This is a genomic window from Amycolatopsis sp. A133, assembly GCF_031082405.1.
In the GTDB taxonomy this organism is placed as follows: domain Bacteria; phylum Actinomycetota; class Actinomycetes; order Mycobacteriales; family Pseudonocardiaceae; genus Amycolatopsis.
Genome location: NZ_JAVHJU010000074.1, coordinates 1 through 20,450, shown reverse-complemented (window position 1 = coordinate 20,450; position 20,450 = coordinate 1). Strand labels below are relative to the sequence as shown.

Sequence of the window (20,450 nt, the reverse complement as noted above, 5' to 3'; positions counted from 1 at the left end):
GGAGGTGCTCGGTCCAGGTGCCCGGTGGGCCCTCGCGGCACCTTACCACTCACGACGGGCCGCGGCAGAGCACATCAGAGCGAGCTGATCAGGCGTTCGACGCGTTCGTCGACCGAGCGGAACGGGTCCTTGCACAGGACCGTGCGCTGGGCCTGGTCGTTGAGCTTCAGGTGCACCCAGTCAACCGTGAAGTCGCGGCCCGCGGCCTGGGCCGCGGCGATGAAGTCGCCGCGCAGCTTCGCGCGGGTCGTCTGGGGCGGGGTGTCCTTGGCGGCCTCGATCTCGCCGTCGTCGGTGACCCGCCGGACCAGGCCCTTGCGCTGCAGCAGGTCGAAGATGCCCCGGCCACGGCGGATGTCGTGGTAGGCCAGGTCGAGCTGGGCGATGCGCGGGCTGGACAGGTCCAGGTCGTGCTTGTGCCGGTAGCGCTCGACCAGCCGGTGCTTGATCGCCCAGTCGATCTCGGTGTCGATCTTGCCGAAGTCCTGCTGCTCGACCGCTTCGAGCGCCCGGCCCCACAGCTCGACGACACGCTCGTTCGCCGCGGTCGAGCCGTTGTCCTTGAGGTGCTGGACGGCACGGGCGTGGTACTCGCGCTGGATGTCCAGGGCCGAGGCCTCGCGCCCGCCGGCCAGCCGCACCTGGCGGCGGCCGGTGAGGTCGTGGCTGATCTCGCGGATCGCCCGGATCGGGTTGTCGAGGGTGAAGTCGCGGAACTGGACGCCGGCTTCGATCATCTCGAGCACGAGGTTCGCGGAGCCGACCTTCAGCATGGTCGTCGGCTCGGCCATGTTCGAGTCGCCCACGATGACGTGCAGCCGCCGGTAGCGCTCGGCGTCGGCGTGCGGCTCGTCGCGGGTGTTGATGATCGGCCGCGACCGGGTGGTCGCGCTCGAGACGCCTTCCCAGATGTGTTCCGCACGCTGGGAGAGGCAATAGACCGCGCCCCGCGGGGTCTGCAGCACCTTGCCGGCGCCGCAGATGAGCTGGCGGGTCACCAGGAACGGGAGCAGCACGTCCGCGATCCGGGAGAACTCGCCCGCACGGGTCACCAGGTAGTTCTCGTGACAGCCGTACGAGTTGCCCGCCGAGTCGGTGTTGTTCTTGAACAGGAAGATGTCGCCGCCGATGCCCTCGTCGGCGAGCCGCCGTTCGGCGTCGACCAGCAGGTCCTCGAGGATCCGCTCCCCGGCCTTGTCGTGCGTGACGAGCTGGACCAGGTCGTCACATTCGGCCGTCGCGTACTCGGGGTGCGAGCCGACGTCCAGGTAGAGCCGCGAGCCGTTCGACAGGAACACGTTGGAGGAGCGTCCCCACGACACGACCCGCCGGAACAGGTAGCGCGCCACCTCGTCGGGCGAGAGCCTGCGCTGTCCGTGGAAGGTGCACGTGACCCCGAACTCGGTCTCGATGCCAAAGATCCGCCGCTGCATTCCACCAGAGTAGGCGCTGGACCCCCCTCGACGGTGCGCCGTTCGGGCGTCGACACGCCCCCAGTACGCCACAGACGGTGAAATCTCGCCGAATCAGGCACGATTGGAGCACAGCTCTTGACGTCTCGCGGAAGGCGGACTCCTTGTCACACCAGCTCATCCGGGCCTTCCGGCAGGTCGGCCGGACCGACCGCGCCCTGATGCGCCGCAGCGCCGCCCTCCCCGCCACCAGGGCCGACGACGCGCTGATGGCGCTGTCGAGATCGGCGAACAAGTCGCGCCTGTGGTGGGGGGTCGCCGCGCTGCTGGCCGCCCGCAAGGGCGAAACCCGGCGGGGTGCGCTGCGCGGGGTCGTCGCGATCGCCGGGGCCAGCGCCGTGGCGAACCTCGTCGGCAAGCCGCTGTTCCCCCGCCGCCGCCCGGCCGAAGAAGAGACACCGATGCGCCGCCGCCTGCGGAAACGGCCCACGTCCTCGTCGTTCCCGTCCGGCCACTCCGCGTCCGCGGCCGCGTTCGCGACGGCGGTGGCGATGGAGTCGCCGCGGGCCGGGCTCGCCGTGGCGCCGCTGGCGCTGGCCGTCGCCTACTCGCGCGTCCACACCGGCGTGCACTGGCCCTCCGACGTCGGCGTCGGGCTGTCCATCGGCGTCGGCGTCGGCCTGGCCACCCGGCACTGGTGGCCGCTGCACGACGACGTCCCGGGCCGCACGGCCCACGACGCGGACGCCCCCGAGATGGTCGACGGCGAGGACATGCTCGCGGTCGTCAACCCGAACTCCGGGGTCGCCAACCAGGACCCGACCGAGGACGTCAAGTTCGCCTGGCCGAAGGCGACGCTGCTCTACCCGGACCCCGACCAGGGCCTGCGCGCCCAGCTCGAGGCCGAGATCGACGCCCGCGGCACGGTCCGCGCGCTGGCGGTGGCGGGCGGCGACGGCACCGTCGCGGCGGTGGCCTCCGTCGCCGCCGAACGCGGCCTGCCGCTCGCGCTGGTCCCGGCGGGGACGCTCAACCACTTCGCCCGCGACGTCGGCGTCAGCTCCATGCCCGACGCCGACGCGGCGACCGAAGTCGGCAACGCCGTCCGCGTCGACCTGGGCGAGGTCGAGATCGAGGGTGCCGGCGACCCGGATCACCGCTGGTTCGTCAACACCGCCAGCCTCGGCGGCTACCCCGAGATGGTCCGGCTGCGGGAGAAGCTGCAGGAAAAGCACCCCAAGTGGCCCTCGGCGGCGATCGCGCTGGCCCGGTCGCTGCGGCACGCCAAGCCGCTGACCGTCAAGCTCAACGGCAAGCGGACGCAGGTCTGGCTGCTGTTCGTCGGCAACGGCACGTACGCGCCGAAGGGGTTCGCGCCGAGCCGGCGGCCGGCGCTCGACACCGGCCTGCTCGACATCCGCTACCTGCGCGCGGACCTGCCCTACTCCCGTGCCCGGTTCCTGCTGGCGATGATCACCCGCAGCCTCGCCGCCAGCCACGTCTACCAGGAGCTCGACCTGCCCGAGCTGGACGTCGAGCTGCTCGACGGCAACCGCCGCGTCGCCACCGACGGCGAGGTCGGCCCGCTGGGCAACCGGTTCCGGTTCCGATCGCGCCCCAGCGCCCTCACCCTCTACCGCCTTTAACTTTTCCTTACCTTCTCTCAACGAACCCACAGGCGCTCCCGGCTAGCTTCGCGTCCGAGTCGCGGGCACCCCTGCCCGCAGGGGACGAGCGGGGATCCGATGGACGGGCACGGCCTGGCGAGCGTCATCCACCGGGCCGCCGGCGATCCGGTGCTGCCCGGTGACGTGACCGCCCGCGCCCGCGACCTGGGCCCGCTCGAGTCGCCGCTCATCTGGCTCTCGCTCGCCTCGGCCGCCGTCGCCGTGCTCGCCGTTGTGGTCGCGCTCGGGTACCGCCGCCGCGTCCGGCGCTGGGGGTGCACCGCCTTCGGCGTGCTCCTGCTGCTGGCGGCGGTCACCGCGCTCAACAGCTACGTCGGGTACGTCCGCACCTCCGACGACCTGGCCCGGCTCCTGCAGCGCGGCCCCGGCGCCGTCCACCTCGCCGGCCGCCTGCTCGACGACGGCCGGGAAGCACCGGCGCCGGCTTCGGCATCCGCACCCCACGAGAGCGCGGGCACGGCCGCCGCCGGGCAGCGGATCGACGTCGTCGACCTCCCCGACCCCGCCCACGGGATCCCGTCGGGCAGCACCTACGTCATCCTGCCGCCCGGGTACGACACCGACCCCGCCCGCCGCTACCCGGTCGTCTACCTGATCCACGGTTACCCCTTCGGCGGTCCACGCGACTGGCTCACCTCCGGCGACGCCCCCGGCACGCTCCTGGCGCTGCAGCAGGCCAACGTCATCGCGCCGATGATCGTGGTCAGCGTCGACATGACGGCGGGCAACCCGAGCACCGACTGGGAGTGCCTCAACGTGCCGGGCGGGCCGCAGCTCGAAAGCTACCTCGCCGGCACCGTGGTCCCGGCCGTCGACCGGCGCTACCGCACCCTCGCCGACCGCACCCACCGGGCGCTGGGCGGCATGTCCGGCGGCGGCTTCGGGGCGCTCAACATCGGCCTCCACCACGTCGGCGAGTTCGCCACCCTGGTGATCGCCCTGCCCTACGACGACCTGAACGACTCCGTCGGCATCCTCGGCGGCAACCAGGCCGCCATCGCCGCCAACACACCCCGCCGCTACCTGCCGGCGATGGAGTTCCCGGCCCCGATCTCGGTGATGCTCGCGGTCGGCACCGGGGCCCCGACCGATGTGACGACGGCCCACCGGATCGCCGGTGAACTGCGCGCCCGGGGGCAGGAGGCTGTGGTTCATGCCGAACGCGGGTTCAACCACACCTGGCATACCGCTCGGGCCACGCTGCCTTACCTGCTGGCCTTCGCGGATGAGGGGTTTCGGGGCTCTCCTACGACGTCCTGAGGGATCTGCCGGGTCTTTCCCGCCGGCCCGAACGCCGGATTGTTCAACGGCCGACAGACCGTGTCAAGGCGGGAAAGCGTGCCTTGACACGGCCTGCCGGCCGCTGAGGCGGCTGCGTATCGGGTCGGCAGGGGGGTGTGGCCGAGGGCGGTTGCCTGTGAGCTTTCCGTGCAGTGCTCGCGTCCCGGATGACAAAAAGCGGGGCGTGGCCTACCGGCCACGCCCCGCTTCTGCTCAGGAACTCACTCGCCTTCCGGCTTGCTCTCCGGCTCCTCGCCCTGGGGGTCCGGGACCGGCAGCAGCGTGTCCAGCGCTGTGCCCGTCAGGCGGCGGAACATCCGTCGTGGGCGGTCGCGGTCCAGGACCGCCACCTCCAGCTTGATCGGGTCCGCCTCGCCGTTTCCGTTCGCCGATGCGTTCGCCGACGACGACGAGGACGAGGACGAGGAACCCGCGGCCGGCTGGATCGGCGTCCGCAAGGCCGCCACGGCCACCCCCAGCGCCGCCTGCAGGTCCAGGCCGTCCTCGAACGTCTCCTTCAGCTTCGCCGCGATCTTCTCGTTCTGACCGCCCATCACGGTGTACTGCGGCTCGTCGAAGATCGACCCGTCGTAGGTCAGCCGGTACAGCTGGTCCTCCGCCGGGCTCGCGCCGACCTCCGCCACGCAGACCTCGACCTCGAACGGCTTCAGCTGCTCGGTGAAGATGCTGCCCAGCGTCGCCGCGTACGCGTTCGCCAGCGCCCGCGCGCTCACGTCACGCCGGTCGTACTGGTAGCCCTTCAGGTCCGCGTGCCGGATGCCCGCCACCCGCAGGTTTTCGAACTCGCTGTAGCGCCCGACCGCGGCGAACCCGATCCGGTCGTAGATCTCGGAGACCTTGTGCAACGTCGCCGACGGGTTCTCCGCCACGAACAGCACGCCGCCCGCGTACTTCAGCACCACCACGCTCCGGCCGCGCGCGATGCCCTTGCGCGCCAGCTCGGAACGCTCCCGCATCAGCTGCTCGGGAGAGGCATACAACGGCATCGTCACGGTGTGCGCTCCAGGTCTTTCGGTGTTCCAACGTTCACTGGTCCGGCTCCGGTCGTCAGGACAGCCGGCGCTGCTGGCGCTCGATCCGGCCCGCCACCACGGCTTCCGCCACCGCCGCCGTCTCGGACTCCGACAGCTGCACGGCGCCGCGCTCGGCGGTGATCGTCACGACGCTCGGGAAGATGCGGCGCACCAGGTCCGGGCCGCCCGAGGCGGTGTCGTCGTCCGCCGCGTCGTACAGCGCCTCCACCGCGACGCGGACCGCGCCCTCGACGTCGGCGTCCGGGTCGTGCAGCTTCTTCAACGCCGATTTTGCGAACAGCGAACCCGAGCCGATGCCCGCGTAGCCGCCGTTCTCCTCGTAACGCCCGCCCGCGGCGTCGTACGACACGATCCGCCCCGCGTGCTTGGCGTCCTCGGCCTCCAGGTCGTACCCCACGAACAACGGGATCGCCGCCAGCCCGGCCATCGCCATCTCGAGGTTGGCCTTGACCATCCCGGCCAGCTTGTTCGTCTTGCCGTCCAGCGACAGCGAAACGCCCTCGATCTTCTCGTAGTGCGCCAGCTCGACCGCGTACAGCCGCACCATCTCCACGGCCAGCCCCGCCGTGCCCGCGATGCCCACCGCCGAATACTCGTCGGTGACGTGCACCTTCTCGATGTCGCGGCTCGCGATCAGGTTCCCCGACGTCGCCCGGCGGTCACCGGCGATCAGCACACCGCCCGCGAAGGTGCACGCGACGATCGTCGTGCCGTGCGGCACGCCCAGCTCCGCCACGCCCGGCGACACGCGCCGCTCCGGGAGCAGCTCCGGCGCCTGCACGCGCAGGAAGTCGGAAAACGACGACGTCGCCGACGAGAAGTACGTCGAAGGCAGCGCGGGACCCGAGATGCCCCTGGTGTTGTCCATACGTGCTCAAAAATCCCATCTGTGCGGGCCACGCGAGCCCGGGCCCCGCGGCCGGTGATCCCCGCCCGCACGCGGACCGGTCACCACCACGCGGAGCCCCGGCCGCCGGCTGTACGGTCGGCAAGGGCGCAGTGCCCCGGGCGGCTACTCGCCACCCTTCTGCACGTAGGCCCGGACGAAGTCCTCGGCGTTCTCTTCGAGCACGTCGTCGATCTCGTCGAGGATGGTGTCCACGTCCTCGCCGAGCTTCTCGCGCCGCTCCTGACCCGCCGCGCCGGTGTCCTCGAACTCCTCGTCGGAGTCACCACCGCCGTGCTTCTCGATCTTTTCCTGGGCCATCTCGCCTCCCGGTGTGGCTGATGTTTCCTAGCCTACCCAGCGGCCCCGACATTCGGGGCACTGTGCCGATCGTTACTAATCCGACCACAGTCACGGCCGGATGGCTTCGTAGCAGCTGTTACGTGCCGTTCGAGGTCCGGCCTACTTTCGGCCGGATTAGTAACGCCGCGATCGGTGTGCCAACCGCCTAGTCCGAACCGGTGAGCGCCTCCACCAGCTCCTCCGCCGTCGCCGCGTTGTCCAGCAGCTTGCCGACGTGCGCCTTCGTGCCCCGCAGCGGCTCCAAGGTCGGGATCCGCACCAGCGACTCCTTGCCCACGTCGAAGATGACCGAATCCCACGATGCGGCCGCGATCGACGTCGCGTACTTCTCCAGCGCCCGGCCCCGGAAGTACGCGCGCGTGTCCGACGGGGGCGTCGTCACCGCGGCCAGCACCTCTTCCTCCGACACCAGCCGCTTCATCGACCCGCGCGTCACCAGCCGGTTGTACAGGCCCTTCGCCAGCCGCACGTCCGAGTACTGCAGGTCGACCAGCCGCAGCCGCGGCGCGCCCCAGGCCAGGCTGTCCCGCTGGCGGTAACCCTCCAGCAGCCGCAGCTTCGCCGGCCAGTCCAGCCGGTCCGCGCACTCCTGCGGGTCCCGCGCCAGCGCGTCCAGCACCTCGCCCCAGACCCGCAGGACCTCCTTCGACGCCTCGTCCGCGCCCGTGCGCTCGAGGTTCTGCGAAGCGATCTCGTGGTAGGCGAACTGCAGGTCCAGCCCGGTGTACTTCTTCCCGTTCGCCAGCGCGACCTGCGTCTTCAGCGTCGGGTCGTGGCTGATCTGGTGGACCGCCTTGACCGGCTCGTCCAGCTTCAGGTCGTCGAACCGGATGCCCGACTCGATCAGGTCCAGCACCAGCGCCGTCGTCCCGACCTTCAGGTACGTCGAGTACTCCGACATGTTGGCGTCACCGATGATGACGTGCAGCCGGCGGTACTTGTCCGCGTCCGCGTGCGGCTCGTCGCGGGTGTTGATGATCCCGCGCTTGAGCGTGGTCTCCAGGCCGACCTCGACCTCGATGTAGTCCGCACGCTGGGAGAGCTGGAACCCGGCCTCTTCGCTCTGCTGGCCGATCCCGACCCGGCCCGAGCCGGTCACGACCTGGCGCGACACGAAGAACGGCGTCAGCCCCGCGATGATCGCGGTGAACGGCGTCGACCGCGCGCAGAGGTAGTTCTCGTGCGTGCCGTAGCTCGCGCCCTTGCCGTCGACGTTGTTCTTGTACAGCTGCAGCTGCGGCTGGCCCGGCACGGAAGCGGCCTTCATCGCCGCCTCCTCCATCACCCGCTCGCCCGCCTTGTCCCAGATGACCGCGTCACGCGCGTTCGTCACCTCGGGCGCCGAGTACTCCGGGTGCGCGTGGTCGACGTACAACCGCGCGCCGTTGGTCAGGATGACGTTCGCCGCGCCCAGGTCCTCGACGTCCGGGGCGTGCCCCGGCCCGCCCGGGCCGGTCAGGTCGAAGCCCCGCGCGTCCCGCAGCGGGGACTCCACCTCGTAGTCCCACCGCGCCCGCCGGGCGCGCGGGATGTCGGCCGCCGCCGCGTAGGCCAGCACGACCTGGGTGGAGGTGAGTACCGGGTTCGCCGTCGCGTCGCCCGGCACGGAGATGCCGTACTCGACTTCGGTTCCCATGATCCGCCGCATGTCCCCACCCTACGGGGTCGTCCTAGTGGAACGATGCACCCATGCCAGGCAGTGACGAACTCGTTGCCCTCTATGACCAGGCCGGCGCGGTCGTCGGCGCCACCACCCGCGCCCGCGTCCGCGCCGGCGCCCTGTGGCACGCCGCCGGCGTCGTCCTGGTCCGTTCGGGTGATGGAAACGCGGTCTACGTGCACCTCCGCACCCCCGGGAAAGACGTCTTCCCGTCGACCTGGGACTGCTGGGCCGGCGGGATGGTCGCCGCGGGCGAGACCCCGGCCGAATGCGCCCGCCGGGAACTCGCCGAAGAACTCGGCGTCCACGGGGTGGCACCCGTCCCGCTGTTCACCAAGGTCTACGACGACGGCCGCAACCGCTGCCACAACTTCGCCTTCGAGGTCCGCTGGGACGGCCCGATCCACCACCAGGCCGAAGAGATCGTCGAAGGCCGCTGGATCACCCTGGCGCAGCTGCGGGCCTGGATCGACGACCCGGCCCCCGAACTGCCCTTCATCCCCGACGGCCGCGAAGGCGTCCTGGAATGGTTCCGCCGCTACGGCTGAGCGACCAGCTTCGCCGTCATCGCGGGCAGCAGCCGCTTCGCCGCGTCCACCGCGCGGGTCTCGGAGCTCGCCGAAACCGACAGCTCGGACACGAGCCCTCCCTTGGCCAGCAACACCGTGCAGGTCTTGCCGACGCTCCAGGCACGCTGCAGCTCGATCCCGGACTGGGCCGGCACGCTCACCGTCTTGCCCGCGCAGTCGGTTTCCGCGACGGCCTGGACCGCCGACCGATCCGGGAACGCGAAGACGCGGTGGGTCAGCAGCGATCCGGTGGAGTAGCGCCAGTTCGCGGTCCGGCCGGCCGCCGACGGCCCGTCCGCCAGGCAACCCACTGCCTCCTCGCCCGAGCTCGGCTGCACGCTTTCTCCGGCGACGTCGGCGTCGGACAGCAATGCCTGCTGCGCCGACACGCCCGGATCCGGTGCCGCCGCCGACGCCGGTGCCGCCGGAGCCGCCGGCCCCGGGCTCACCGCAGCTTCGGTGGGTGCCGGAGCGGCCGAAGACGTGGGCACCGGATCGTCGTAGTACGTTTCCAGGTTGTTCGGATCGGGCCCGTCGCAGGCCGTGAGGCCTGCCAACGCGACTGCGGCCAACACGATCGCCTGCCGATGACGCACCTGCTCCGGCCTCCTGTCGTCCGTGGCGTGCCTGGGAGGGTAGTGCAGCCCCTCAGTCCCACTGCAACGAGGACCGGTGTCGCCAGTACGCGCCGGGCTCCTCGGCGAGCGCGGCCAGCGATGCCCGGTCCGCCGCGGTCAGGTCCAGCGCCTCGGCCCGCAGGTTCGCCGCGAGCTGCACCGGGCTCGCCGGGCCGATGACCGCCCGGTCCACCCAGTCGTTCGCCAGCACCGCGGCCACCGCGACCGCGTCCGGCCCGGTCCCGTGGGCGGCCGCGATCCCGCGCACCGCTGCCGGCGCCTCGACCGCCAGCCTGCCGTTGGCCAGGGTTTCCTTGACCAGCACCCGCTTCCCGGCCGCGTGCGCCGCGGCCAGTGCGGGCCCGGCGGACGGCTCCAGGACGTTCCACGTCGACTGCACCGCCGAGAACACTCCCCGCCCGGCCACTTCCACCGCGAACGCCCGCTCGATCGCGTCCGCCTGAGCCGGCCCGGACGTCGAAAACCCCACCGCGACACCGTTCGCGGACAGCTCCGCGAGCGCTTCGAGCAACGGCTCGTCGGCGAAGAGCGGACTGTCCACAGTGAGCGAATGCACCTGGTAGAGCCCGACCCGATCGCCCAGCAGCGCCAGGGTTTCCGCCCACTGAGCGGCGAACCGCGCCGCCGAGTGCTCCTTCACCTCGTGCACGTCGGCGTCGAGCCGCCACTCCCCGACGTAGGCGTAGCCCCATTTGCTGGTGATCTCGACGTCGGCGTGCCCGCGCTCGGCGAGCCAGCCGGCCAGGAACTCTTCGGAGCGCCCGTACGACCGGGCGACGTCGACGTGGCGGACACCGGCGGCGTACGCGTCGTCGAGCACCGCGAACGTCGCCGCGCGCATCGAAGCGACGTCCCGCACCGGCGGGAGTGCGTCTTCCCGGCCCAGGTTGATGTAGGCGGGACGACCGAGCGCCGCCAGGCCGAGGGCGATGCGGTCCGCGTTCACGCCGTCTGCTTGTGCCGCAGGATGGCCAGCCACTGACCCGAGGTCTGGGCCTGGCGGTGGAGCTTCTCGAGCCGGGCAGCCGGGGCGCGGACGTAGCCCTTGCCGAAGACGGGTGCGATCTGGCGCAGGCTGGCGCCGCCCTCGCGGGCCGCGAGCAGCAGCCAGTCCGAGGCGTCGGCGCAGGCCGCGGAGGCCCGGCGCAGCTCGCCGAGCAGGTCGATGAGCTCCTGGGCGCTCACCTCCCCCGCTTCGACGGCGGCGGCCGTCGTCTCCAGCCAGGCGAGGACGGCGGATTCGGTGATGGGCGCGCGGGGCCGGGGTTCTTCGGTCACGGCGGTGAGTATAGGTCGTTATACGCGAAGCTCCGGGGAGCACACGCCGGGGCCGGTTATGCTGGTCCCGAGGCCATGACTGCGCACACCGAACCCGAACCCAGATCCGACGTCGACGTCGAGCAGCTGCTCGACGTGTTCAAGGCGCTCGCGAACCCGGTGCGGCTGCAGGTGCTGCGGTGGCTGCGGGAGCCCGCGAAGCACTTCCCGGTGGAGCGGGCCATCGCCGATCCGGTCGAGGTCGGCGTGTGCGTGACCCACATCCAGGAGAAGACGGGGCTCGCGCAGTCGACCGTCTCGGCGTACCTGGCCGAACTGCAGCGGGCCGGCCTGGTCCGGGCGACGCGCGTCGGCAAGTGGACGCACTACAAGCGGGACGAGGCCCGGATCGCCGGGCTCGTCGCCACGCTCGGCCACTCCCTCTGAGGTGCCCCCTCCCCTGTCCGCGGCCCCCCGGCGTTGCTTCATATCGAAAATCTGCGATACTTCGATTTATGGGTATGATCGAGAACATGCGGCTCGGCCGCTACGGGATCTGGACGTTCGACTTCGAGGACCAGCCGGCCGGCCTGATCCGGGACTCCGTGCAGGAGCTGGAAGAACTCGGCTGGCCCGCGGTCTGGATCCCGGAGAGCAGCGGGCGGGAAGCCCTGACGCACGCCGGGTTCCTGCTGTCGGCCACCGAACGCCTCACCGTCGTCAACGGGATCGCGCGGATCTGGTCTCGCGAGCCGCAGTGGACCCGGGGCGCGGCCCTGCTGCTGGCGGACGCCTACCCGGATCGCCACCTGCTCGGGCTCGGCCTGGGTGCCGGGCGACCCGGCGTGAAGCCGCTCCAGGCGGTGAGCGACTACCTCGACGCGCTGGACACCGCCACGAACGCCAACCCCGAGCCGCGCGCCCCGATGCGCCGGCTGCTCGCGGCGTACGGCCCGAAGATGCTGGAACTGGCCCGCGACCGGTCGGCGGGCGCGCACACCTACCACGTGACCCCGGAGCACACGGCCCAGGCGCGGGAAATCCTCGGTGACGGCCCGTTCCTCGGCGTCGAGCACGCCGTGCTCTTCGAAACCGACGCGGCCAAGGCGCGGGAGGTCGCCCGCGCCCACCTGCACAGGTACCTCACTTCGGAGTACAACGTCGCGAAGTTCCGGCGGCTCGGGTACACCGAAGCCGACATCGACGGCGGCCGCGGCAGCGACCGCCTCGTCGACGACCTCGTGCACTGGGGCGACCTCGACACGATCACCGGCAAGCTGCGCGAGCACCTCGACGCGGGCGCCGACCACGTGGGCGTCCAGGTCATCGGGGTCGAGCCGGGCACCTCGGCCATGCCGCACTGGCGCCGGCTCGCCGAAGCGCTGCTACCCGCGTAACCCGAAGCGGGCGGTGCAGTGCCACAGGCGCTTGAGCACCTGGGGGTCGTGCCGGCCGGCGCGGACGGCGTCGCCGATGATGCGGGCGTCCAGCCCGCCGTCCTCGGCGACGGCTTCGCCGGCCCGCACGACGTCTTCGCCGCGGTAGTCCGCGTGTTCGGCAAGAACCGCCACGGAGAGCCGGAACCCGTGGTGCCACTCCGTGGGGAACGGCAGGCCGGCGGCCGCGGTTTCGACGTCGGTGCCGCGGAACGACGGGTCCAGCACCAGGGCCGCGACGTCGGACGACAGCCGGAGCGGGCCGTGGACGTGCGCCTCGATGTAGTCGTCGAGTTCGTCGGGCGCATCGGCTTCGACGAGCGGGATCAGCGGCAGGTGCGCGGCCGTGCCGAAGTCCGCCGGTTCGCGGAAGCTGTCCGGGTAGCAGAACGTCACCCGCTCCAGCACGTCCGGCTTGAGGCGCAGGTGCGAGGAGCCGAACCGGACCGAGCCGCCCGCGGGACGGCGGCGGTGGTTGAGCGAGCCGTACTTCGGGCGGGCCCCGGCCGGCAGGGTGTCGTAGACCCCGCCGAACATCCGGTGCTCCCAGCGCCACCGGGCACCGCCCGGGTGCGCGGTCAGCCCGCCGTTGCCGGTGCCGGTCTCGAACTGGGAGCGGTAGACACCGTCGGTCGCCCAGTGCCGCAGCAACGGCACCGATCCCACCGGCCGGTCCGGGTGGAAGTGCACCGTGACGTCCAGGTCCGCCGGCAGCGGCGGCCCCGTGGCCCGGGCCGCGACGTACGTCACGGCCCGCTTCCACGCCCCGTCCGGTGCTCGTTGTCCGTTCTCCCAGGCCATGGGCTCATGATAGCCGTCGCGTATAGGTCGTTATACGCAACACGGAGTCCGAAAACCGCTGGCTTCGCGCCGGGGTCGCCGGTTTGACTGCGCCCATGCGACTGGCGGAGTTCGGGGTCACGGTGCGGTTTGCGCTGCTGGCCGTGGTGTGGGGTGCGAGTTTCCTGTTCATCAAGGTGGGTCTCGGCGGGCTTTCCCCCGGCCAGATCGCGCTCGCCCGCGTCGCGCTGGGGGCGCTGGCGCTGGCGGTCGTCCTGGCCGTGCGCCGGCGTCCGCTCCCCCGCGATCCCGTGCTGTGGGGTCACCTCGCGGTCGTGTCCGTGCTGCTGTGCGTGGTGCCGTTCCTGCTGTTCTCGTGGGCGGAGCAGTACATCTCGTCCGGGCTGGCCAGCATCTTCAACGCGACGACGCCGCTGGTCACGATGCTGCTGGCGGCCGCGGCGCTGCCCGAGGAGCGGTTCACCCCGCCCCGGGTGCTCGGCCTGCTGCTCGGGTTCCTCGGGGTGCTCACGATCGTCGGGGTGTGGCACGGCATCGACGTGTCGCACCAGCTGACGGCCCAGCTCGCCTGCCTCGGCGCGACGGCGTGCTACGGCGCGTGTTTTGTCTACATGCGCCGGTTCGTCTCACCACGCGGGACGGATCCGGTCGTCGTCGCGTTCGGCCAGACGGCCACGGCGACGGTGATCCTGGGCCTGCTGGCCCCGGCGATCGCGGCGACGCCGGCGCACCTGACCCTGCCGGTGGTGGCGAGCATGGTGGCGCTCGGCGTCTTCGGCACCGGCCTGGCCTACGTCTGGAACACGCGGATCATCGCGGTCTGGGGGGCGGCCAACGCTTCGGCCGTGACGTACTTGACGCCGGTGGTGGGGGTGCTGCTCGGCGTGCTGGTGCTCGGGGAGCCGGTGAGCTGGAACCAGCCGGCCGGCGCGCTGCTCGTGGTGCTCGGGATCCTCGCGGCGCACGGGAAGTTGCGCCTGCGCCGCTCAACCCGGGCCGAGGCCACGGCCGGAAGTCGGGCCCTCTAGACGTCGGCTTCAATGGCGAAGGTGTTGCCGTCCGGGTCCTGGAACCAGGCGATACGCCCGCCGCCGGCCCGGGCAGTGATCCCCTTCGCGTCGTGTTCGACCTGGTCATAGCGGGTGAACTCGACGCCGGCCGAGGTGAGTTCGTCAACGATCTCGTCGATGTCGCCGACGTACCAGGTCGCCAGTGTGGCCGGGCTCTTCCCGGCGGTAACGGACTGGTACACGTTCAGGGCCGGTCCGCCACCGGATCCGTAGGTCCGGCTGCCGTCGGCGACGTGGGCGCTGGGGCCGGACTGCAGCGCCCGCAGGCCGAGCTTGCCTTCGTAGAACTCGACCGCCCGGCGGATGTCGGCCACGGCGATCGAAGCTCTGACCTGGTACGCGCTCAGGGGCATGAGCCACCCTATCGCGCCCGCGCGCAACTCCGGGCCTCCTCGTGAACGCGACGCGACGGGGCGGCTGCTTCCGCAGCCACCCCGTCGCGCTCGGAACTACAGGTACTGACCGGTGTTCGTGGCGGTGTCGATCGCCCGCCCCGAGTCCTGGTTCTTGCCGGTGACGAGCGTGCGGATGTAGACGATCCGCTCGCCCTTCTTGCCGGAGATCCGGGCCCAGTCGTCCGGGTTGGTGGTGTTGGGCAGGTCCTCGTTCTCCGCGAACTCGTCGACGATCGCGTCCAGCAGGTGCTGCACGCGGAGACCCGGCTGCTTGGTCTCCAGCACCGACTTGATCGCCGACTTCTTCGCCCGGTCCACGATGTTCTGGATCATCGCGCCCGAGTTGAAGTCGCGGAAGTACAGGACTTCCTTGTCCCCGTTGGCGTAGGTCACCTCGAGGAACCGGTTCTCGTCGCTCTCCTCGTACATCCGCTCGACGGTGTGCTGGATCATCGCGTCGAACGTCGCCTTGGCGTCGCCGCCGAACTCGGCGAGGTCGTCGGCGTGGATCGGCAGGCCTTCGGCCAGGTACTTGGAGAAGATGTCCTTCGCGCCTTCGGCGTCCGGACGCTCGATCTTGATCTTGACGTCGAGCCGGCCCGGCCGCAGGATCGCCGGGTCGATCATGTCTTCGCGGTTGGAGGCGCCGATGACGATGACGTTCTCCAGGCCTTCGACACCGTCGATTTCCGACAGCAGCTGCGGCACGATCGTGGTCTCCACGTCGGACGACACGCCCGACCCACGGGTCCGGAAGATCGAGTCCATCTCGTCGAAGAACACGATCACCGGGGTGCCCTCGGAGGCCTTCTCCCGCGCCCGCTGGAAGATCAGGCGGATGTGCCGCTCGGTCTCCCCGACGAACTTGTTGAGCAGCTCGGGGCCCTTGATGTTCAGGAAGTAGGACTTCCCGTCCGCCGCGTCGCCGCGGGCCTCGGCCACCTTCTTGGCCAGCGAGTTCGCCACCGCCTTGGCGATGAGCGTCTTGCCGCAGCCCGGCGGGCCGTAGAGCAGGACGCCCTTGGGCGGCCGCAGCTGGTACTCCTGGTACAGGTCGGCGTGCAGGAACGGCAGCTCGACCGCGTCCCTGATCTGCTCGATCTGCCGGGTGAGGCCACCGATGTCCTCGTAGCGGACGTCGGGCACCTCCTCCAGCACCAGGTCCTCGACCTCCGCCTTCGGCACGCGCTCGTACGCGTAGCCGGCCTTGGAGTCGACCAGCAGCGAGTCGCCCGGCTTGAGCGGCTGCTCGGCCAGCAGGTCGGAAATCAGGACGACCCGCTCTTCGTCCGCGTGCCCGACCACCAGCGCGCGGGAGCTGCCGCCCTCGACGTCCGGTGCGAGCACCTCACGCAATGCGCACACCTCGCCGACGCGTTCGAAGCCGCCGCCCTCGACCACGGTGAGTGCCTCGTTGAGCCGCAGCGACTGACCGCGACGCAGCGACGAGATCTCCACCGCGGGCGAAACCGACACCCGCATCTTCCGGCCGGCCGTGAAGACGTCCACCGTGTTGTCCTCGTACGCCTCGACGAAGACGCCGTACCCGGACGGTGGCTGGGCCAGCCGGTCGACCTCCTCGCGGAGAGCGAGGAGCTGTCCTCGCGCTTCGCGCAGGGTTTCGACCAGTTTGGTGTTGCGCTCGGTGAGCTGGCTCACCCTTTCCGAGGCCTCGGCGAGCCGCTGTTCGAGAACGCGGTTCTGCCGTGGCGAGTCCGTCAGTTTGCGGCGCAGCAGCGCCACTTCTTCCTCGAGAAAACGGATCTGCCGAGCCTGCTCGTCCGCCGTCGTCCCAGCTCCGGATGTTGCTGAAGGGTCGGCCTCCTCGCGCCGACCTCCGGGAAGGTCATGATGCATCGGGCACCTCCTCGGAGTGCTTTTCATTCCACGGTACCGGCGATCACCGACAAGAAAAGGCCTTTCCGCATCACAAGATCGGCGCGTCGCGGTTTGCCTGCTCCCTCCAGCACGGACATTCCCGCAGCGCAAGCGGCCATTTCGGTGCCGTGGCGCCGGTGTGTCGCGGGTCCGTCCGGGCCGGGATGAAGCAAGCACGTCGGGAGTACCCCTCCCACGGAAGGACCAACCGCCGCGCGGATCCGGGCAATTCCGGCCAGATCCGCCCTAACCGCGCGGCAGGACGGCCCGGTGGCTAGCATCGGGCGACGCCGCACCGGCACCGAGGGCCGGGCGCCATCGAAGGAACGCTAGGGGGCACCACTCATGACCTACCCGCCGCAGCAACCGGGCGGCTACGGCCAGCAGCCCGGCGGCTACGGGCAGCAGCCCGGGCCGTACGGCCAGCCGCAGCAGGGCGGCTACCCCCAGAGCGGCCCGCAGCCCCAGCCCGGCTACGGCGGCACCCAGCAGTACGGGCAGCCCGGTCCCTACGACGGCACCCAGCAGTACGGCCAGCCCGGCCCCTACGACCAGCCCGGCCAGGGCGGTTACCCGCCGCAGACCGGCCCCCAGCCCCAGCAGTACGGGCAGCAGGACCAGTGGGGCCAACCGCAGCAGGGCTTCGGCGGCTGCGACCAGTACGGCGGCGGCTTCGGCGAAGCTCCCCCGCCCCCGAAGAAGACCGGCCTGATCGTCGGCATCGCGGTGGGCGCGGTGGTGCTCGTCGGCGGCGGCGTGACCGCGCTGGTCCTCGCCAACCGCGACGACCAACAGACCGCCGCACCGCCCGTGAGCAGCAGCTCGGCGGCGCCGACGACCGCGCCGAAGGCGTCCACGCCCAAGCCCAAGGCCACCAGCACGCCGGCCAGCCCGACCTCGAAGAGCAGCAAGCCCGCGGGCGGGCCCGCCCCGGCCGGGCAGCCCAGCTCGCAGCAGCTCTTCGACACGACGATCACGGCCTACAACGCCAGTGACGAGAAGGCGCTCGGCGACACCATCTGCCGCAGCGTCTTCGAAGGCACCACGGGGGAGATCCCGAAGGTGACGGTCAAGCTGACCGGCACGCCGGAGGAGACCGGCAACAAGGCCACCGTCCGCTACTCCGCCTCCGACGGCAGCAAGACCAAGGTCGGCACGATGTCGGCCCAGAAGGAATCCGGGCTCTGGTGCCTGTCCAACGTGCAGGCGGACGGCTCGTGAGCACCCGGCGGCGGTGAACCGCGCGTTCGCCGCCGGGCTGGTCCTGCTCGGCGTGGCCGGGGCGGGCGTGGTGCTCGGACTGCTGCTCGTCGCCCCGGGCGGTTCACCACCCGCCGCGCCGGACCCGACCGCGCCGTCGGCCCGCCCGTCGGCGCCACCCGCCCCCGACGCGGCCGACACGGCGGCGGTGGCCGTGCTGGCCCGCGCGATCGTCGACGCGATCGCCCGCCAGGACTCGGCGGCGTTCGGGAAGCTGACCTGCCGCCCGCAGACCGCCGAGGCCCTCGCGGGCCTGCAGCGGACGTGGGACGCGGCCGGCCCGGTCACGGCGAGACTGACCGCACCCCCGGAGCTGCGAGGCGAGTCGGCGACGGCGAAGGTGCACGTCGAAGCGGCGGGCGGGACGAAGGACACGCCGTTCCCGTTGCGCAAGGAGAACGGCCGCTGGTGCGTGCCCGGCTAGGCAGGGGTCCGGCGAGGTTCGCCCCTGCGAGGCCGACCCGCGCAATCGTGAGGCCGGTGAGGTCCACGCCAAGCAGGTCGACTCGCTCCAGCTCTGACCGCGCACGCGGTTCGATCATTTCGCCGCGGCCGGCGCCGCGATCGCGGCGCCACTCAGCCCTTGCCCTTCGACGGCCGGCGCGACACGCGCGGGGACACGGTGCCGTCCGCCAGCCGCCGGGCGGTGAGCAGGAACGCCGTGTGCGCCACCATCCGGTGGTCCGGGCGGACCGCCAGGCCCACCACGTGCCACGGGCGCATCAGCGTCTCCCACGACTCGGGCTCGGTCCAGCACTGCTGCTCGCGCAGCGACTCGGTGACGCGGGAAAGCTGCGTCACGGTCGCGACGTAGACCGTCAGCACGCCACCCGGCACCAGGTGGGCGGCGACGTTCGGCAGCTGGTCCCACGGCGCCAGCATGTCCAGCACCACGCGGTCGACTTCGCCTTCGTGCGAGGCCAGGTCGGCGACGGTGAGCGACCAGTTGGCCGGCTTTTCGCCGAAGAACTTGACCACGTTGCGCTCGGCGTGTTCGGCGTGGTCGTCGCGGATCTCGTAGGAGTGCACCCGTCCGGCCGGGCCGACCGCGCGCAGCAGCGAACACGTCAGCGCGCCGGAGCCGGCCCCCGCCTCGAGCACACGGGCGCCGGGGAAGATGTCGCCCCACATCACGATCTGCGCCGCGTCCTTCGGGTAGATCACCTGCGCGCCGCGGGGCATCGACAGCACGTAGTCCGGCAGGAGCGGGCGCAGCGCGAGGTAGGTCGAGCCGCCCGCGGACGTCACCACCGAGCCTTCCGGACGGCCGATGAGGTCGTCGTGGGCCAAGGCACCGCGGTGGGTGTGGTACTCACCGCCGTCGGCCAGCGTCAGGGTGTAGTGCCGCCCCTTCGAGTCGGTCAACTGCACCCGATCACCCGCGCGAAACGGTCCGCTGACCGACAACACTTCCTCCTGCTGTAACCCGTTTGGCCGACGCCAGATCTTCGCAGGCCGTGCGGCCCGGGGCCTCAGCGGGTACGGCGGTTCAGCGCGGCCCGCAGGTCGTCCCGGCGCAGCACGCCCGCCGGGCGGCCCTCGTCGTCGACCACGAGGAACTGCCACGCGGCGGTTTCGCGGACCCGTTCGACGACGTCCTCCCCCGGCTCGGAGGCCAGCAGCACGGTCTCCGCCCGGATCGGCTCGGCCGCCAGTTCGGCCGGCGCGTGCGGCGACGAGCTCGCGAGCCGTTCCGCCGCGCCTTCGTCGAGGAGGCCGGCGGCCACGCCGTCGGCGCGGACCAGGACCACGCCGCGCCCGGCCGACGCGGCCAGCGCGTCCGACACCGGGCTCTCGGCCGGCAGCTGCAGCACCGGCCGGACGAGCTCGCCGAGCACGAGGCCCTCCGGCCACGCGCGGCGCGTCTCGGCGGCCAGCTCCGACCGCGCGCCGAGGATGACGAACCAGGCCGTCACGACGCAGACGCCGAGCCGAAGCCACCGGTCCGGGCTCCCGGTCGCCAGGCCCCACAAAGCCCAGACGAGCAGTCCGGCGGCCACCACCGCACCACCGGCGACCGCGGCACGCGTGCCCTTCGCGCGGGTGCCGGTGACCGCCCAGACGCCGGCGCGGACCAGCCTGCCGCCGTCCAGGGGCAGCCCGGGCAGGAGGTTGAACACGCCGACGGCGAGGTTCGCCACCGCGCACTCGGCCACCAGGAGCCAGACCGCGCCGTCCGGGGGCACGGCGAACATCAGCAGGCCGCAGAAGCCGCCGAGCAGCAGCGACACCGCGGGCCCGGCCGCGGCGACCAGGCCCTCGTCGCCGGGGCGCTTCGGCGTGCGGGCCACTTCGGACAGACCGCCGAGCAGGAACAGGCGCAGCCGCCGCACGGGGATCCCGAGCCGCAGCGCGACCAGGCAGTGCCCGAGCTCGTGGGCGAGCACCGACAGCCCCAGCAGCAGCGCGAAGGCGCCGGCCAGCAGCCACGACGTCGCCGTCGAGGCATCCGGCAGCAGCCGCCCGACCAGCGGCGCGTACAGCACGACGACGATCAGCGAGCCGATCCACCAGGAGGGTGCGAGCAGCACCGGCACCCCGGCGACCCGGAACAGCACGAGGCCGCCGTCCGCGAGGACGGCCTGCCGGGGACCCCCGGTGCCCTGCTCACTGGTCGCGGCCATGCGGAGAGCCTAGAGCCCCCCGTGTGGGTACCGGGTGATCCGGGCCGGGTGGTGTGTCCCCGCCAGCGCCCCAATGTGGCGTTGGTTGCGTCCAACGCACCCAATGTGGCGGTGGGGGGGGGCCACCCACCCCACCCCCCCAATGGGCGCGGGGGCGGGGGGGGGGGGGGGGGGGGG

Annotated in this window: 21 protein-coding genes; 8 read left to right on the top strand and 13 right to left on the bottom strand. The window is 71.7% G+C overall.

Annotated features, from left to right (window positions below):
• Positions 1-74 precede the first annotated feature (74 nt).
• Positions 75-1,433, bottom strand: coding sequence for a Pup--protein ligase (pafA, locus tag Q5425_RS43280; RefSeq protein ID WP_020638257.1), 1,359 nt, complete (start codon positions 1,431-1,433; stop codon positions 75-77).
• 143 nt (positions 1,434-1,576) lie between these two features.
• Here pafA and Q5425_RS43275 point away from each other — a divergent pair, with 143 nt between their 5' ends.
• On the top strand, positions 1,577-3,058 hold the full coding sequence (locus Q5425_RS43275) for a phosphatase PAP2 family protein (protein ID WP_308678258.1): 1,482 nt from the start codon (positions 1,577-1,579) through the stop codon (positions 3,056-3,058).
• 99 nt (positions 3,059-3,157) lie between these two features.
• Positions 3,158-4,360, top strand: coding sequence for an alpha/beta hydrolase-fold protein (locus Q5425_RS43270; protein ID WP_308678257.1), 1,203 nt, complete (start codon positions 3,158-3,160; stop codon positions 4,358-4,360).
• 242 nt (positions 4,361-4,602) lie between these two features.
• On the opposite strand, the gene prcA is transcribed toward Q5425_RS43270, so the two are convergent.
• From prcA to dop, 4 genes are all read right to left on the bottom strand, one after another.
• Positions 4,603-5,394, bottom strand: coding sequence for a proteasome subunit alpha (gene prcA / locus Q5425_RS43265; RefSeq protein ID WP_308678256.1), 792 nt, complete (start codon positions 5,392-5,394; stop codon positions 4,603-4,605).
• A 55-nt stretch (positions 5,395-5,449) separates the two neighbouring features.
• The gene (prcB, locus tag Q5425_RS43260) at positions 5,450-6,304 is read right to left on the bottom strand and encodes a proteasome subunit beta (protein WP_308678255.1); all 855 of its coding nucleotides are present in this window, start codon (positions 6,302-6,304) and stop codon (positions 5,450-5,452) included.
• Positions 6,305-6,448: 144 nt separating this feature from the next.
• Positions 6,449-6,643 carry a ubiquitin-like protein Pup gene (locus tag Q5425_RS43255; protein ID WP_003075646.1) on the bottom strand — a complete coding sequence of 65 codons (195 nt, stop codon included), beginning with the start codon at positions 6,641-6,643 and terminating at the stop codon, positions 6,449-6,451.
• 187 nt (positions 6,644-6,830) lie between these two features.
• A complete protein-coding gene (gene dop / locus Q5425_RS43250) occupies positions 6,831-8,333 on the bottom strand; it encodes a depupylase/deamidase Dop (protein ID WP_308678254.1) in 1,503 nt (500 codons plus the stop codon).
• A gap of 41 nt (positions 8,334-8,374) precedes the next feature.
• On the opposite strand from dop, the gene Q5425_RS43245 reads away from it, so the two are divergent.
• Positions 8,375-8,893: an NUDIX domain-containing protein gene (locus tag Q5425_RS43245; RefSeq protein WP_308678253.1), complete on the top strand. Its 519-nt coding sequence runs from the start codon at positions 8,375-8,377 to the stop codon at positions 8,891-8,893.
• Here the strand turns inward: Q5425_RS43245 and Q5425_RS43240 are convergent.
• From Q5425_RS43240 to Q5425_RS43230, 3 genes are all read right to left on the bottom strand, one after another.
• Positions 8,884-9,492 carry a hypothetical protein gene (locus Q5425_RS43240; protein ID WP_308678260.1) on the bottom strand — a complete coding sequence of 203 codons (609 nt, stop codon included), beginning with the start codon at positions 9,490-9,492 and terminating at the stop codon, positions 8,884-8,886. The genes Q5425_RS43245 and Q5425_RS43240 overlap by 10 nt on opposite strands.
• Positions 9,493-9,562: 70 nt before the next feature.
• Positions 9,563-10,498 carry an aldo/keto reductase gene (locus Q5425_RS43235; protein ID WP_308678252.1) on the bottom strand — a complete coding sequence of 312 codons (936 nt, stop codon included), beginning with the start codon at positions 10,496-10,498 and terminating at the stop codon, positions 9,563-9,565.
• Complete coding sequence (locus tag Q5425_RS43230; protein ID WP_308678251.1) at positions 10,495-10,830, bottom strand: hypothetical protein; 336 nt, start codon at positions 10,828-10,830, stop codon at positions 10,495-10,497. Before Q5425_RS43230 ends, Q5425_RS43235 begins: the two co-directional genes overlap by 4 nt.
• 75 nt (positions 10,831-10,905) lie before the next feature.
• On the opposite strand from Q5425_RS43230, the gene Q5425_RS43225 reads away from it, so the two are divergent.
• Positions 10,906-11,256, top strand: a complete 351-nt coding sequence (locus Q5425_RS43225; protein ID WP_308678250.1) for a metalloregulator ArsR/SmtB family transcription factor — start codon at positions 10,906-10,908, stop codon at positions 11,254-11,256.
• A 68-nt stretch (positions 11,257-11,324) separates the two neighbouring features.
• Complete coding sequence (locus Q5425_RS43220) at positions 11,325-12,206, top strand: TIGR03620 family F420-dependent LLM class oxidoreductase (RefSeq protein WP_396135370.1); 882 nt, start codon at positions 11,325-11,327, stop codon at positions 12,204-12,206.
• Here the strand turns inward: Q5425_RS43220 and Q5425_RS43215 are convergent.
• Positions 12,195-13,046 (bottom strand): DUF3626 domain-containing protein, encoded by an 852-nt coding sequence (locus tag Q5425_RS43215; protein WP_308678248.1) that lies wholly within the window; start codon positions 13,044-13,046, stop codon positions 12,195-12,197. The genes Q5425_RS43220 and Q5425_RS43215 overlap by 12 nt on opposite strands.
• 95 nt (positions 13,047-13,141) lie before the next feature.
• Between Q5425_RS43215 and Q5425_RS43210 the strand changes: the two genes are divergently transcribed.
• On the top strand, positions 13,142-14,074 hold the full coding sequence (locus Q5425_RS43210) for a DMT family transporter (RefSeq protein WP_308678247.1): 933 nt from the start codon (positions 13,142-13,144) through the stop codon (positions 14,072-14,074).
• On the opposite strand, the gene Q5425_RS43205 is transcribed toward Q5425_RS43210, so the two are convergent.
• Both Q5425_RS43205 and arc read right to left on the bottom strand, forming a co-directional pair.
• Positions 14,071-14,469 carry a VOC family protein gene (locus Q5425_RS43205; RefSeq protein WP_308678246.1) on the bottom strand — a complete coding sequence of 133 codons (399 nt, stop codon included), beginning with the start codon at positions 14,467-14,469 and terminating at the stop codon, positions 14,071-14,073. The two genes, Q5425_RS43210 and Q5425_RS43205, sit on opposite strands and share 4 nt — an antisense overlap.
• Positions 14,470-14,565: 96 nt before the next feature.
• Positions 14,566-16,368 carry a proteasome ATPase gene (gene arc, locus Q5425_RS43200; RefSeq protein WP_308678245.1) on the bottom strand — a complete coding sequence of 601 codons (1,803 nt, stop codon included), beginning with the start codon at positions 16,366-16,368 and terminating at the stop codon, positions 14,566-14,568.
• Positions 16,369-16,734: 366 nt separating this feature from the next.
• Here arc and Q5425_RS43195 point away from each other — a divergent pair, with 366 nt between their 5' ends.
• Positions 16,735-17,610 carry a hypothetical protein gene (locus Q5425_RS43195; RefSeq protein WP_308678244.1) on the top strand — a complete coding sequence of 292 codons (876 nt, stop codon included), beginning with the start codon at positions 16,735-16,737 and terminating at the stop codon, positions 17,608-17,610.
• A gap of 13 nt (positions 17,611-17,623) precedes the next feature.
• On the top strand, positions 17,624-18,073 hold the full coding sequence (locus tag Q5425_RS43190; RefSeq protein WP_308678243.1) for a hypothetical protein: 450 nt from the start codon (positions 17,624-17,626) through the stop codon (positions 18,071-18,073).
• Between the two features lie 152 nt (positions 18,074-18,225).
• Here Q5425_RS43190 and Q5425_RS43185 read toward each other — a convergent pair whose 3' ends face one another.
• Both Q5425_RS43185 and Q5425_RS43180 read right to left on the bottom strand, forming a co-directional pair.
• On the bottom strand, positions 18,226-19,056 hold the full coding sequence (locus tag Q5425_RS43185) for a tRNA (adenine-N1)-methyltransferase (protein WP_033260665.1): 831 nt from the start codon (positions 19,054-19,056) through the stop codon (positions 18,226-18,228).
• Between the two features lie 65 nt (positions 19,057-19,121).
• On the bottom strand, positions 19,122-20,273 hold the full coding sequence (locus Q5425_RS43180; RefSeq protein WP_308678242.1) for a site-2 protease family protein: 1,152 nt from the start codon (positions 20,271-20,273) through the stop codon (positions 19,122-19,124).
• Between the last annotated feature and the right edge of the window lie 177 nt (positions 20,274-20,450).